At 62.9% G+C, this 13,236-nt stretch carries 13 protein-coding genes; 7 read left to right on the top strand and 6 right to left on the bottom strand.

Translation table 11 applies throughout. The annotated features are described in order from the left end of the window. Nucleotides 1-46 precede the first annotated feature (46 nt). A complete protein-coding gene (locus tag J4G32_RS09110; protein WP_246504929.1) occupies nucleotides 47-820 on the bottom strand; it encodes a M10 family metallopeptidase C-terminal domain-containing protein in 774 nt (257 codons plus the stop codon). A 663-nt stretch (nucleotides 821-1,483) separates the two neighbouring features. Here J4G32_RS09110 and J4G32_RS21960 point away from each other — a divergent pair. Both J4G32_RS21960 and J4G32_RS09120 read left to right on the top strand, forming a co-directional pair. Then, the gene (locus tag J4G32_RS21960) at nucleotides 1,484-2,971 is read left to right on the top strand and encodes a heparin lyase I family protein (protein WP_281413543.1); all 1,488 of its coding nucleotides are present in this window, start codon (nucleotides 1,484-1,486) and stop codon (nucleotides 2,969-2,971) included. A gap of 618 nt (nucleotides 2,972-3,589) precedes the next feature. Then, nucleotides 3,590-4,522, top strand: coding sequence for a ring-cleaving dioxygenase (locus tag J4G32_RS09120; RefSeq protein ID WP_210485985.1), 933 nt, complete (start codon nucleotides 3,590-3,592; stop codon nucleotides 4,520-4,522). Nucleotides 4,523-4,568: 46 nt separating this feature from the next. On the opposite strand, the gene J4G32_RS09125 is transcribed toward J4G32_RS09120, so the two are convergent. Both J4G32_RS09125 and J4G32_RS09130 read right to left on the bottom strand, forming a co-directional pair. Then, nucleotides 4,569-5,543, bottom strand: a complete 975-nt coding sequence (locus J4G32_RS09125) for a quinone oxidoreductase family protein (RefSeq protein WP_210491172.1) — start codon at nucleotides 5,541-5,543, stop codon at nucleotides 4,569-4,571. Between the two features lie 67 nt (nucleotides 5,544-5,610). Then, nucleotides 5,611-7,218 (bottom strand): acyl-CoA synthetase, encoded by a 1,608-nt coding sequence (locus J4G32_RS09130; RefSeq protein ID WP_210491177.1) that lies wholly within the window; start codon nucleotides 7,216-7,218, stop codon nucleotides 5,611-5,613. Nucleotides 7,219-7,411: 193 nt separating this feature from the next. On the opposite strand from J4G32_RS09130, the gene J4G32_RS22080 reads away from it, so the two are divergent. From J4G32_RS22080 to J4G32_RS09145, 3 genes are all read left to right on the top strand, one after another. Continuing rightward, entirely contained in the window at nucleotides 7,412-8,209 is a 798-nt protein-coding gene (locus J4G32_RS22080; protein ID WP_210485989.1) for a PCC domain-containing protein, read from the top strand. A gap of 236 nt (nucleotides 8,210-8,445) precedes the next feature. Beyond that, nucleotides 8,446-8,679 (top strand): hypothetical protein, encoded by a 234-nt coding sequence (locus tag J4G32_RS09140; protein ID WP_210485991.1) that lies wholly within the window; start codon nucleotides 8,446-8,448, stop codon nucleotides 8,677-8,679. A 63-nt stretch (nucleotides 8,680-8,742) separates the two neighbouring features. Then, nucleotides 8,743-8,949, top strand: a complete 207-nt coding sequence (locus tag J4G32_RS09145) for a DUF1127 domain-containing protein (RefSeq protein ID WP_343232620.1) — start codon at nucleotides 8,743-8,745, stop codon at nucleotides 8,947-8,949. A 9-nt stretch (nucleotides 8,950-8,958) separates the two neighbouring features. On the opposite strand, the gene J4G32_RS09150 is transcribed toward J4G32_RS09145, so the two are convergent. Continuing rightward, complete coding sequence (locus J4G32_RS09150) at nucleotides 8,959-9,939, bottom strand: aldo/keto reductase (RefSeq protein WP_210485992.1); 981 nt, start codon at nucleotides 9,937-9,939, stop codon at nucleotides 8,959-8,961. 73 nt (nucleotides 9,940-10,012) lie between these two features. Then, nucleotides 10,013-11,197: an MFS transporter gene (locus tag J4G32_RS09155; RefSeq protein ID WP_210485994.1), complete on the bottom strand. Its 1,185-nt coding sequence runs from the start codon at nucleotides 11,195-11,197 to the stop codon at nucleotides 10,013-10,015. A gap of 112 nt (nucleotides 11,198-11,309) precedes the next feature. On the opposite strand from J4G32_RS09155, the gene J4G32_RS09160 reads away from it, so the two are divergent. After that, on the top strand, nucleotides 11,310-11,630 hold the full coding sequence (locus J4G32_RS09160; RefSeq protein WP_210485996.1) for an ArsR/SmtB family transcription factor: 321 nt from the start codon (nucleotides 11,310-11,312) through the stop codon (nucleotides 11,628-11,630). Nucleotides 11,631-11,657: 27 nt separating this feature from the next. Here J4G32_RS09160 and J4G32_RS09165 read toward each other — a convergent pair whose 3' ends face one another. Next, nucleotides 11,658-12,332: an MgtC/SapB family protein gene (locus tag J4G32_RS09165; protein WP_246504930.1), complete on the bottom strand. Its 675-nt coding sequence runs from the start codon at nucleotides 12,330-12,332 to the stop codon at nucleotides 11,658-11,660. 145 nt (nucleotides 12,333-12,477) lie between these two features. On the opposite strand from J4G32_RS09165, the gene J4G32_RS09170 reads away from it, so the two are divergent. Next, the gene (locus J4G32_RS09170; protein ID WP_210485998.1) at nucleotides 12,478-13,233 is read left to right on the top strand and encodes an SDR family oxidoreductase; all 756 of its coding nucleotides are present in this window, start codon (nucleotides 12,478-12,480) and stop codon (nucleotides 13,231-13,233) included. Nucleotides 13,234-13,236: the final 3 nt, after the last annotated feature.

The following is a 13,236-nucleotide window of genomic DNA, read 5'->3' on the forward strand; positions in this document are numbered from 1 at the left end:
GCCCAGGCGTCACTCGTGCGCAAGTCAGTTGGAGGCCACGGGCGATCTAGAGAAAGAAATCGCCTTTCGCCAACGTCACATAGCCTTTCGACGTCACCGCGAAATCGGCCACCCCGTCGCCATTCACATCGCCGTACACGTGGGTCTGGCCGCCGGCCTTCTCGTAGCGTAGTTCGCCCTTTGTCTGGTGGAAGGCGCCCGTTCCGAGGAACGTGAAGGCCTGATTGCCGGCGCGTTCGAGATTGGCGTCGATTCCGGAGAGATCGATCTTGTCCTTCTCGCTCCGTGAAAAATCCTGGATCCGATCGCGGCCGGCGAAGTCGACCGTGCTGTCGCGGATCGACTTGTAGACGAAGCTATCGGCCCCGGCGCCCCCGAAGAGCTTGTCGGACCCTATTCCGCCCTGGAGTTTGTCCTTGCCGGCGAAGCCCTCAAGCAGGTCACTGGCGCGCCCGCCCGTGATCGTGTCGTCACCCGCCAAGGCGAGGCGGTACACGGCCATGTCGTCGCTGGTGGATTTGGACCTCGCAGCCTTCACGATCGAAGTCACTGGCGCCGCGATGCCTGATACGATCCCAAGGGCCTTGCCATCGAGGACGAAGGTGTAGCTCTTCACCGTGCCGGCGATCGGAATGCCCGCCGCATCGTAAGTGAACCCAGACCCACGGAACTCGTCGCGAAAGTACCCGAGCTTGTCGAGGTCGTAGTGGACTGCGAAGGTGCCGGAGGACCGAACATACTTGCTGCCGTAATAGAGGCTTGCGAAGTTGAGGTCTTTCAGCGCGAGGCCGTAAGATGCCTTCCAGGTGATCGTCGCCATGGGGTCCCCGATGCAGAAGTTTCGGGGGATAAATCACGTGGCTGACGTTAGGGCAATTCCCACACAGGGGTTATTCTGCTCTTGGTGTGCGGCGCAGCACAAGCGTAGCCTCAGACTGCCGAAGGCTGCGCCTCGGCGCGATGGTGGGTTCGGCCGTGATCTGCCGCAGAGGCAGTTGAGAAATTTTTCGGCTCAAACGAAGAATTTTTGCAAAATCTTAAGCTTTGCCATATGGCCATTTTCTCGCCCCATTGTTAAGCTCTTCAGAGGTAGGCCGTATTTGTTGTCTCCCCGGCAATCTTGCGGCTTGAATTCCACCGCTCTCCTCCCCGGAGGGCCAACCATCGTTCTTTCAAAAGCTCAGTCCGCGCTCTTTTTGTTTCTTTGTAACCTTGCGTAACCGTGTGCCGAATTCAGCTGATCTCCTTGGTTTGGCAAAGCCAAGTTAACTGGCAGGGATTGGTAAATAACTGGCATCGGAAGACAAGACTAAAGCATGGGGCAGTGTCTATTCGTAGGCTGCGCTAGACTAAACGCAACATCTCGCGGTCAATCGCCGTATTTTTTAGTTATAGATCGTCCATCCGACGGTTTCTGAGTGTATTTGTAATGCGTATTTAACGGCAATACTTGACCACGCGAAAACTGAATGGATTCTAAAATATGGCTATTTTGCCTTCGCAGTTTCTCGAGAACCTCAACGACAACACACCGATTTCTTATCTTGGCAGGCAATTTTATATCGCTGGCGAAAAATCCTGGAGCTTCACGTCGACCGACAACAACACGGTTCGTTTCGAAGTTCGCAAGGGCGACCAGTTCACCAGCAGTTATTACACTGACATTCAAGGCGTCGAACGCGCTGAAATGAGCGATTCCGCCCGCTACGGCATGCGGCAGGAAATCAGCGTCGAATACAAGTTCATGATCGAACCTGGCACCAAGAACACGGCTAAGTGGATGGTCGTCGGCCAGTTGCACTCCGGAATGGGCGTCACGCCCCCCGTCGAGATTAAGTTTAACGGCAACGACAAGATGGCGATTTCCGGCAAGTCCGGATCCAGCAGCAACATCGTCTATCGCGACCTGTACCAGGACAGCCAGGATATCGTCCGGGGCAAATGGTATACGATGAAGCTGAACATCAAGCTGGATGCCAGCGGCAACGGCAGCGCCGATATCTGGCGCGATGGCGTCAAGATCGTCGACTATAACGGTGCGCTCGGCTACACGGACCAGACCCAGACCTACTGGAAAGAAGGCGTCTACCGCTCATCGGCTTCCGAAACGACGGCGGTGAGCTTCAAGGACCTGAGTATCCGCGTCGGCGCAGGTGCGTTCAGCGCAACGTCCGAGCCCTCCGTGGCGGCACCGGTCGCCCGCTCCGTCCAGAATGGCAAGAGCACTGACGATCACCTCACCGGCACGCCCGGTGATGACCACCTGAACGGGTATTCCGGCAGGGACACTCTCTACGGCTTGGGTGGAAACGACAGAATTGACGGCGGTGCTGGCCACGATCGGCTTGTCGGCGGGGCCGGTAATGACACTCTTCTGGGCCAGGGCGGCAATGATTACCTCTACGGTTCGGCCGGTCACGATCGGCTCGAAGGCGGCAGTGGCAGCGACCGCCTGTTCGGCGGCAGCGGCAAGGACGTTCTCTTCGGCGGGGCTGGCAGGGATGTTCTGCGCGGCGATGCGGGCAATGATCGCCTGCTCGGCGGGGCCGACCATGACACCATCCTTGGCGGCACCGGCAACGACATCCTTTATGGTGGCGACGGTAACGATCGCCTCGTGGGCGGCAAGGGCCACGACATCATGACGGGCGGCAAGGGCAAGGACACGTTCGTGATCAATGCCTCGCCGCTGAGCGCCAATCTCGACAAGATCAAGGATTTCACTCACGGCTCGGACAAAATCGAGCTTGCGAGCTCTGTCTTCCTCGGACTCGGCAAGGGCGTCGTCCCAACCTCGGCGTTTCACATCGGCAATACCGCCACGTCCATGAGCGACCGGATCATCTACGACGACAACACCGGCGCAATTTACTACGATTCCGACGGGACCGGTGCGGCTGCGCAGGTCCATATCGCGACCCTCATGGGTGCTCCCAAGACTGTCGCCTCGACCGACTTCTTCGTTCTCTGACACTGCGCATTCTGTGACACTTCGATAGCGCCCCGATCCGGGGCGCTATCCTGTCTGCACGAACGCTAGGCCCCCATCATTCGGAACCCGTAGACGGCGCCCGCCACGACGATGGCCACAATGGCGAATGGCAGCCAACGGGGATACGGCTTCATATCGTCCTCGAGATCCATTCCGCGGCGCCTCCGAAACACGTTACGATCCTTCAGGCCTACCGTCTCACGCCACCCGCTGGCTATAATCCAGACGGGTAAGTGGGCTTGCTCTGGAGAGAGATGAGCGCCCCGATGCGCCTGTAGAGGGTGGGGTTGTGGAGCCGAGATATGGGCCGGCTCTCCGCTGATATTGGATGGCCGGAATCATGCGCCCGTCCCAAGGGGGGACTGGCGTGCGTGAAACACGCCTCGAGGCGCAGGGCGGCGATCAATCGTCGGGCCGATTCCGGGGACGGGAATGTGTGCGTCCGCCGATTCTGTTTTCGCCTCAGACGCACTCCCATCAGCCGAAACGCGCTTTTGACTTTGCGTGAATGCATTGACCTGCCTCTGGCGTGGATTGCCCGCAGGCTTATCTTGAGCGCCACACAGGGCGGCTCTCGCCCCATCGAGGAACAGGATCATGCGTCAGCACGGCATTCATCACGTCACGGCGATTGCGGGACCGGCGAGCCGGAATCTGGACTTCTACACGCAGGTCCTTGGACTCCGGCTCGTCAAGAAAACGGTCAATTTCGACGATCCGAGCACCTACCATCTCTATTATGGGGATGCGGCAGGGCAGCCTGGGACGATCCTCACGTTTTTCCCCTGGGAACATGCCGCACCGGGTCGTCTCGGTGTGGGCGAGACGCAGGAGACGGTGTTCCGCGTGCCGCAGGCTTCGATTGGATTCTGGACGCACCGGTTTGTGGAGAAGGGCGTGTTGCACGAGGCGCCCGAGAAGCGGTTCGGCGAGACAGTCTTGTCCTTCAAAGACCCTGACGGAACCCGCCTCGCCGTGGTCGGCATTGCCGGCATCGACGATGCGCCGTTCTGGAACGGGTCCGACATTCCGGCAGAGGCTGCGATCAGGGGATTCCATTCCGTCAGTCTTCTGGTGGCTGAAGCAGCACCGACGGGAGCGATCCTGACGGATGTGCTGGGCTTCAAGGAAGTTGCGCGGGAAGGATCGCTCGTGCGGTTCGCGTCAGGCGACACCGCCCTCGGCGGCATCGTCGATCTGCGCGAAGCCGGGGGCTTTCTCAAAGGACGCCCCGGGGCCGGGACGGTTCACCATGTGGCGTTCCGGGCCGCAAGCGATGCCGTGCAGACCGAGATGGTTGAGAAACTGGCCCGAAATCACGGGATCGTCGCAACCGAGCCGAAGAACCGCGACTATTTCCGGGCCGTGTATTTCCGCGAGCCGGGCGGTCTGCTGTTCGAGATTGCCACCGATGATCCTGGCTTTGCGGTCGACGAGGCGGCTGACGCGCTCGGGCAAGCCCTGAAGCTTCCCGCCTTCCTTGAGAAGCGACGCGCCGAGATCGAGGCCGTGCTGCCTGCGATAGCCTGACCCCATCCGGTGTCCCGCCTCATCCGGCGGGGCACCGGCAGGTGCTTTACGGGATCAGGATTGTGGAGCCGCTGGTGCGCCCCGCCTCGAGGTCCTCGTGGGCCTTCGCGGCGTCTGCGAGCGGGTAGCGCTGACCGATCTCCGGTCTGAGCGCAAAGTTGGCCACCATGGCGAACACTTCCCCGGACGATGCTGCATATTCCTCTGGGGAAACGGCATAGGTGGCAAGGGTGGGGCGGGTGAAATACAGCGACCCTTTCTTCTGCAACAGGGAGGCCTCGACGGGCGGCGGCGGACCGGACGTGGCGCCGAAGGACACAAGGATTCCGCGCGGAGCAAGGCAGTCGATCGAGGTCGTGAAGGTCGCCTTGCCGATCGAGTCGAACACGACGGGTACCCCCTTTCCGCCCGTGATCTCGCGGATGCGCGCGAGGACGTCCTCACTGTTGCGGTCGATGACCACCTCGTAGCCGTTGGCGAGCGCCTTCGCGCATTTGGCAGCGCCCGCTGCAACGCCGATCAGCCGAATGCCGCGATGCTTTGCCCATTGCCCCGCGAGCAGACCGACCCCTCCCGCGGCCGCGTACATCAGGGCGAAATCACCGCTTTTCAGGTCCACGCACCGGTTCAGCAGATACTCGACCGTCATGCCTTTCAGGAGGACGGCGGCGGCCTGCTCGTCGGTGACGCCGTCCGGGACCTTCACCAGCCGGGCAGCGGGAAGGATGCGCTTTTGCGCGTAGGAACCGGGCTCTCCACCCTGATAGGCGACACGATCGCCAATGCTGAAAGCCGTCACGCCCGCCCCGACGGCCTCGACGGTTCCGGCAGCCTCACTCCCGCAGCCGCCGGGCAAGGGAAGCGGGTAGGCGCCGGTGCGATGATACACGTCGAGGAAGTTGACCCCGCAGGCGGTCTGGCCCACGAGGACCTGTCCCGCGTCAGGCGAACCGATGTCGACCTCGCGCAATTGCAGCACCTCGGGGCCGCCATGGGTCTCCATGCGGATGGCGCGCGTCATCATGGCTTTCTCCGGTTTAGGTCGTTGTGAACCGCACGCCTCATCGTCCGATAGGGCGGGAGCGGCTTCAAGGGGCAGTCTCGAGGGGCAGGTTGCCGCGGGCTTCGAGTTCCGCGCGGATGGCGAGCTTCGTGATCTTGCCGTAGCCCGATTTCGGCAACGCATCCCAAAAGAACACGCGCTTCGGACATTTGTAACGGGCAACCCGGCCGTCCATCCAGGCGAGCAGGCCGGGTTCGTCGAGTGTTGCTTCCGGTCGCAGAACACAGACTGCGACGCCCACCTCGCCCCAGGTTCTGTCAGGAACGCCAAGGATCGCGACCTCCGCGATGGCCGGGTGCTCGAGCAACGTCTCTTCCGTTTCGCGCGGATACACATTGGACCCGCCGGAGATGTACATGTCGGAGGCGCGTCCAGTGATGAAGAGGAATCCCTCCTGGTCCATGTGGCCGAGATCCCCGGTCCGGAACCAGCCCTCCCGGAAGGCCTTGGCATTGGCGTCCGGATTTCTGTAATAGCCGGCGAAGACGGCGGGGCCGCACACGCAGATCTCGCCTGTCTCGCCAGCACCGACCTCGCGGCCGGAACTGTCCTGAATGGAGACCTGCATGCCGGTGCGTTCATACCCGCAGGTCCCGCGCCTCAGGTCGTCGTGATCCTCGATCTCATGCATGTCAGGTGGCAGCACGGTGATGTTTCCGGTGACTTCCCCGAGGCCGAAATATTGCACCAGGACCTTGCCGAGTTTCCTCAACGCATGTTTCTGATCCTCACGATACATGGGCGCGCCGGCGTAAATCACATAGCGCAGCGAACGATGGTCGTGCGTGTCCACGGAGGGATGCTCGGTGAGGATTTTCACGATCGTCGGCACCGTGAACATGTTGGTGATCCGCCACCGTTCGACGAGCGCCCAGGCCTCCGCAGGATCGAATTTCTCGCTCGTCATCAACACGGTCTTGGCCCCGCGCGCGGTCTGGACGAGTTGATGGATGCCGGCCCCATGCGACAGGGGCGCGACCACCAGGGACGCGTCGGCCTGCGTCGTGCCGGGCATGAGGTCGCTCAGATGGTTCGTGATCACGAACGCCAATTGCCCGTGAGTAAGGATCGCGCCTTTCGGGCGACCGGTGGTGCCCGAGGTGAAGAAAAACCAGCACGGATCGTCATAGGCGACGGACGCGTCCGGCACGGATTGACCGAGCGCCTCCCTGACAAGCCCATCGTAATCGCCGCCGAAAGTGGACTCGCCGATCGAGATGACGAAACGCAGATCGGGAAGGGCGGCGCGAACGGCCGCCACATGGTCGGGGAAATCGTTCTGGCAAATGAGCGCTGACGCTCCGCTCGCCTGTGCCAGGAACGCGACCTCGGCTGGCGTCTGCCTGAAATTCGTCGGGACCCAGACCGCGCCGATGCGAAAACAGGCGAACATCGACTCGAAAAGCTGATTGCTGTTTCTGGCCTGCACAAGAACCCGATCGCCCTTGCTCACGCCGCGCGACAGGAGGACCGACGCCATCGCGTTGATGCGCCGGTCGAGATCCAACCAGGTCCAGGTTGTCTCGCCCCACACGAATCCAATTTCTTGGCCGAAGCGACGGGCCGCCTGCCGGACAAGATGCGACAGGTTCATGACGCGCTTTGAGACGGGGCTGATGGGCATCTCAGTCATGGGTGCGGTCAACAGCAATCCTTTGCCACCGTGGGCGATCGTCGGCAGGAGGCTAGTAGCCGGCTGCCGTCATTGCAATGGAGCGATGCCGGTGTATCGTTTTCTCAACCGCGCACGGATCCGTCGAGGCTGTGACCAGGAGGAAACGATCAGACATCTCCATCATCCCGGGCCGGTCGCCGGTGCCCGGACCGTGACCGCCGCGGACCGTCCCATTCGCTTGAATTTCCGGCTCGATGCAGGCGAGCGCGTCGACCACGCCCTTGCAAGAGGGTTCGAAGCCGCCGGTTGCATCGGTGGTTTTGTCGGCTTCGAGGGTGGAACCTGCGCGCCTTTCCAATACGTCATCCCCGCAGCCTCGCCCGATGACGGGCATGCCGCCTGGTATAGCGCACCGCTCACGCCGGAAGGGCCTGTGGACCTGCGCCAATGCGGTGCGATCGTGGGGCTACGGGACGGGCAGCTCTATGGTCACTGTCACGGCCTGTGGCACACGGCAACAGGGCTCTGCATGGGCCACATGCTCACCCCACTCTGCGTTCTGACGGCTCCCGTCATGGCTGCGGGTTTTGGCTTCCGGAACGCGACCTTCCGCTCCATGCCGGATGAGGAGAGCGGTTTCACCCTGTTCGAGCCAACGGGAGGCAGCGATCGCGGAGGCGCCCCATCGGCCCTGCTGCTCAGAATTCGACCGAACGAGGATCTCTGTCAGGCCATCGAAGCCGTCTGTGAAGCCCATGGCATAGAGAGCGCAGAGGTGCACGGGATCGGCAGTCTCAATGAAGTCCGGTTCGCTGATGGTCGGCAGGTCAGTTCTTACGCGACCGAAATCCTGATCCGCCACGGCCGGGTCGGGCCGGAAGGTCAGGGCGTGCGTGCCCGTATCGACATTGCTGTCGTCGACATGTCCGGCAGGGTCGCCGTGGGTGAGATCGTGCGCGGCGACAACCCGGTTTGCGTGACGTGCGAGTTGGTCCTGGTCCCGACCTAACGGAAGCGCCCGCTTAACCGGCACTCTGCCACACGCGCATGCTGTTGCCGCGTGATTGCGCACGGCTTCGCCTCATTCAGCGCCATCGGCGGATAAACCTTTGACCGAGGCGCATAGGTCATATGCGCTGACCTTTATACCGCAGCGCAGCAAAGCGTGTAGATTGGTGTCAACAAACAACAACGACGGAAGCGCTCGGGATCATCGGTGTCCAACCACGCCAGGAGATGAACCCTATGTCTATCGCAAGCCCGGTCGCCGCGTATTTTGAAGCGACCACTGCAGCCCGCGCCGTCACCCCGTCCCTGGCCGCCCGTGCGAAAGCGCTGGTGTCAGGCATCGTCGAGGCAATCTCCCTCGCCAATGAGCGGCGCGCTCACCGGGAAATCGGCCGCTTCATCGTGAACAATGGCGGCGTCTTCAACGACACCATCGAACGCCAGCTCGGCGAGCGCTTCAGCCAGCGTTAATTTGCCCGCATCCGATCTCCCCGGTCCCCCGGGGCATCCTTTTCGTCTCCGAAAGTTCATTCCATGTTGATGTCGATCGTGATGAAGAAAGTGCAGACCTGGCTCTCGTACCGGGAGACGGTGTTCGAGCTCGAAAGCCTCGGCGAGCGCGAATTGTCGGATCTCGGAATCGGCCGCCGCGACATCAAGCGTGTCGCCTTGCAGGCCGCCAATGCCGCCCATTTGTCGACGGGCAGCGCCCAGAACCTCGTGCCGGCGCACGAGGCCTGAGCCACCCCTTCAGCGTCCGAGATTCTGCATCTGCGCGGCCGCATAGCGGCTGCCTGCGGCCGCTCCGGGCGGGATAATGCTGTCGAGGCGCGCGAGGTCAGCCGGCGTGAGCGTCACCTGGAGCGCTCCGGCATTGTCCTCGAGATAGCGCCGCCGCTTCGTGCCGGGGATGGGGACGATGTCCGTTGCCTGCGCCATAACCCAGGCAAGCGCGAGCTGGGCGGGTGTGCAGCCCTTGTCCTTCGCCATCGTCTCGATCTCGCCCACGAGGTCGAGATTCTTCTGGAAGTTTTCGCCCTGGAAGCGCGGCGTCGTCCGGCGATAATCGCCGTCCTCGAGATCATCGACGCTCTTGATCTGTCCGGTCAGGAAGCCGCGACCGAGCGGCGAATAGGCCACGAAGCCGATGCCCAGCTCTCGCAAGGTCGGCAGGATCTCGGCCTCAGGATCGCGGCTCCACAGGGAATACTCGGTCTGGAGTGCGGTGATCGGGTGAACCGCATGGGCTTTCCTGATCGTCTGCGGTCCGGCCTCTGACAGGCCAAGGTATCGCACCTTTCCCGCTTGAACGAGCTCCGCCATGGCCCCGACCGTGTCCTCGATGGGCGTGTTGGGATCGACCCGGTGCTGATAATAGAGATCGATCGTGTCGATGCCGAGCCGCTTGAGGCTGGCGTCACAGGCCTGCCGGACATATTCGGGCCGACCGTTGATGCCGAGCGACGTTCCATCGGGTGCCCGGACATTGCCGAATTTGGTGGCGATGACGACCGCGTCGCGGCGGTCGCGCACCGCGCGGCCGACCAGTTCCTCGTTGCGACCGACGCCGTACATGTCGGCGGTATCGAGAAATGTCACGCCGAGTTCGATGGCGCGATGCAGGGTGGCAATCGCCTCCTGCTCGTCGCGGCCGCCGTAGAAATCCGACATGCCCATGCAGCCGAGCCCCATGGCCGAGACTTCAAGTTTGCCGAGATGACGCTTCTGCATGGGAAGTCTCCTGTGAAGGTGGTGGCGCGCAGGTGTGATGTGGTGTTCCGCCTGGGCAAGTCCAGTGACGGCGTCAGGCATTGAGAGCTGAGAGGGAAAGGGTTTTGGCGCGACGGCGCGCACTGCGCCAGATCAGTCCCAGCGCGGCCAGCAGGAAGAAGGACGAGATCCAGCCGATATCCATCACCGTTCCGTAGCGCAAAACGAGGCCTCCGACGAACGAGCCCAGCGCAACCCCGAGATAGAGTGCGGACCCGTTCAGCGACAGCGCCAGCGGGGCGCTGTCCGGTGCGACCGCGAGGATCCGGCTGGCCTGGGCCGGGGGAAAGGACCACGACATGATTCCCCATGGCGCCAAGGCGACAAGGAAGACCGGCGCACCCCACCCATCCGGAAGGCGTCCGACCACGGAGAACAGGATCAGCATGCCGATATTGAGGATGATCGCCGTGACCACCGTGCGCTGCGCACCCCAGCGGTCGGCCAGCTGCCCGCCCACGTAATTGCCGACGGCGGCACCGATCCCGTAGATCAGCAGGACGGTCGGGATCATGCTGCGTCCGAGGCCCGCTGCCTGCAGCGTCAGGGGCGCAATATAGGTGAACACGGCAAAGCAGCCGGTCATGTAGAGCAGGGTGGTCACCAGGGTCGGCAGGACGTTGGGTTGAGCCAGCACCCCGACGCGCTCCCGCAACGTCAGTCGCTCGCCGCGGATTCCTTTCGGCAGCATGATCCAGATCGCGGCCGCGGCTGTCAGGCCCGCACCCGCAATGGTGAGATACGTGCCCCGCCAGCCGGCAACGGAAGCGATGAGGGCGCCCAGGGGGGCTCCGAGCGCCACCGCGAGCGAGGTGCCGCCGACGACGATGGAAATCGCGCGCGCCCGGTGGTCCGGCTGGGAGATGGCGACGGCGGTGGCCTGGGCCGTCGCCGCATAGAGCCCGGCCGCCCCTGCGATGACGGTTCGCACCATCATCAGGACGGCGTAGCTGGGGGTGAAGGCGGCGGCGAGTGCGCCGGCAGCAAACACGAGGGCGCTGATCACGAGAACCCGGCGGCGGTCGCTCGCCCCCGTCAAGGCGGTGAGAACCGGTGCGCCGAACGCATAGGCGAGGGCGAAGCTCACCACCAGATACCCTGCCTCGATCAGGGACACCCCGGTATCCTCGGCGATCTGCGGCAGCAGCGACGAAATCACGAACGCCTCCGCGCCGATGGCGAAAGTGCCGAGCGCCAGCCATAACAGACGTCTGTTCATGTCGCTTGCCTTGTTCAATGAATGTTGAACAATTGATTCCCAACCCGACGCTGTGTCAAGGGTTAGTTCAACGCCTCTTGAACTACCTCCATGGCGTGGTTAGTCTCCCGCCATGAGCACGCTGCCGCATCCCCGTCTCGACGAACTCGACCTCGCCCAGGTGCTGGCAGCCCTCGGTGACGAGACGCGGCTTGCCATTGTCGGAACGCTGGCGGCCAACGACGACGACGCGATGACCTGCAGCCAGTTCCTGCACCTCGGCTCGAAGACGGGGCTCAGCTATCATCTGGCCAAGCTGCGGGAAGCGGGGCTTGTCAATGTGCAGCCAGAGGGCACCAAGCGCCTCATCAGCCTGCGCCGTGCGGATCTGGACGAGCGCTTTCCCGGCTTTCTGGCCTCGATCATCGCCTGTCGGCCAAAGAAACCTGCCTGATGGGCACGCGGGGAGGCTTGGCACGGATCAGGCAAGCTCCACGGATTTGACGTCCTTCAGGCTCCGGAGCTGCTCGGTGAGGTGGATGGCCTCGTCGTGCGAAATGCGCTCGATCGTGAGGCTGATCTCGTCGCTGTCGCCGTGGTCGGACGGGCAGGACACGAATTGCCGGAGCGAGTCGAAGCGGTAGCCCAGCGCCTGGCGCGCCACGTCGGTCGTGAAGGCGCCCCGATCGGCCATGATCCGGATCTGCGCCGATTGATTCCGGTTGCGGAAGCGGGCTTCCAGCGGCTTGAGGCCTGCCAGGATCACCAGCACGATCACGGTGGTGGCCGTTGCCGCCATGTACAGACCGCTACCGACTGCAAGGCCGATCCCCGCGACCGTCCAGAGACTGGCCGCCGTGGTCAGCCCACGGATGATTTCACCCCGCAGGAGAATGGCACCGGCGCCCAGGAACCCGATCCCGGAAACGACCTGCGCCGCAATGCGCGATGGATCGAGATTGACGTTCGGTGTTCCGAGCACATCGGCGAAGCCGAACGCTGACACGATCATGATGAGGCAGGAGCCGACCGCGACCAGCATATGAGTGCGCAGACCCGCAGCCCAGAGCAGCCGCTCGCGTTCGAAGCCGATCATGCTGCCAAGGCCGGCCGCCAGCGCGAGGCGGCCCACCATTTCGAGATCTGAGAGTGTCATGGATCCGCGATTTTGGGAGGAAAGTCCGCGTAGCTATGCCTCAGATCAGGCGGCTTTCCAATCGGATGTTAGAACCGACCGAGACCGGAAGCGCCCAAATGGGCTATCAGCTTGGTCCTCATCAACCGCAAAAGGGATCGCGCCCATGACTGTCGTTCCGAAGATCGCGCTCGTCACCGGCGCTGGCAGCGGCGTCGGACGCGCCGTGGCCCTCGCACTCGTGCAGGCAGGTTACCATGTGGTGCTGACGGGACGCCGGCAGGCGCCGCTCGCGGCCGTGGCTTCATCGTCCGCAGCGCCCGAGCGCACGTTGGTCGTGCCCAGTGACGTGTCGGACCCTGACTCTGTGGCAGCCCTCTTTGCCGCGATCCACGCGGCTTTCGGAAGGCTCGACCTGCTTTTCAACAATGCCGGGGTTGGCGCGCCGGCGGTCCCGATCGAGGACATCACCTACGCGCAGTGGAAGACAGTGGTCGACACGAATCTGACGGGGGCCTTCCTGTGCACCCAGGGGGCCTTCAGGCTGATGAAAGCGCAACAGCCGCAGGGCGGCCGGATCATCAACAACGGCTCGATTTCCGCGCACGTGCCGCGCCCGCTCTCCGCGCCCTACACGGCGACCAAGCACGCGATCACCGGTCTCACTCGCTCCACCTCGCTCGACGGGCGCGCCTTCGACATCGCCTGCGGACAGATCGATATCGGCAACGCCCTTACGGACATGACCCAGCGCATGACAAAGGGCATCGTGCAGGCCGATGGGTCGTTTGCGATCGAGCCGACCATCGACCCGCAGCGCGTGGCGGACGCGATCGTCTACATGGCGAGCCTGCCGCTCGACGCCAATGTGCAGTTCATGACCGTCATGGCGACGAAAATGCCCTTTATCGGGCGCGGCTGAGCC

Origin of the sequence: Microvirga antarctica (assembly GCF_017921815.1) — a bacterium.
Lineage (GTDB): Bacteria > Pseudomonadota > Alphaproteobacteria > Rhizobiales > Beijerinckiaceae > Microvirga > Microvirga antarctica.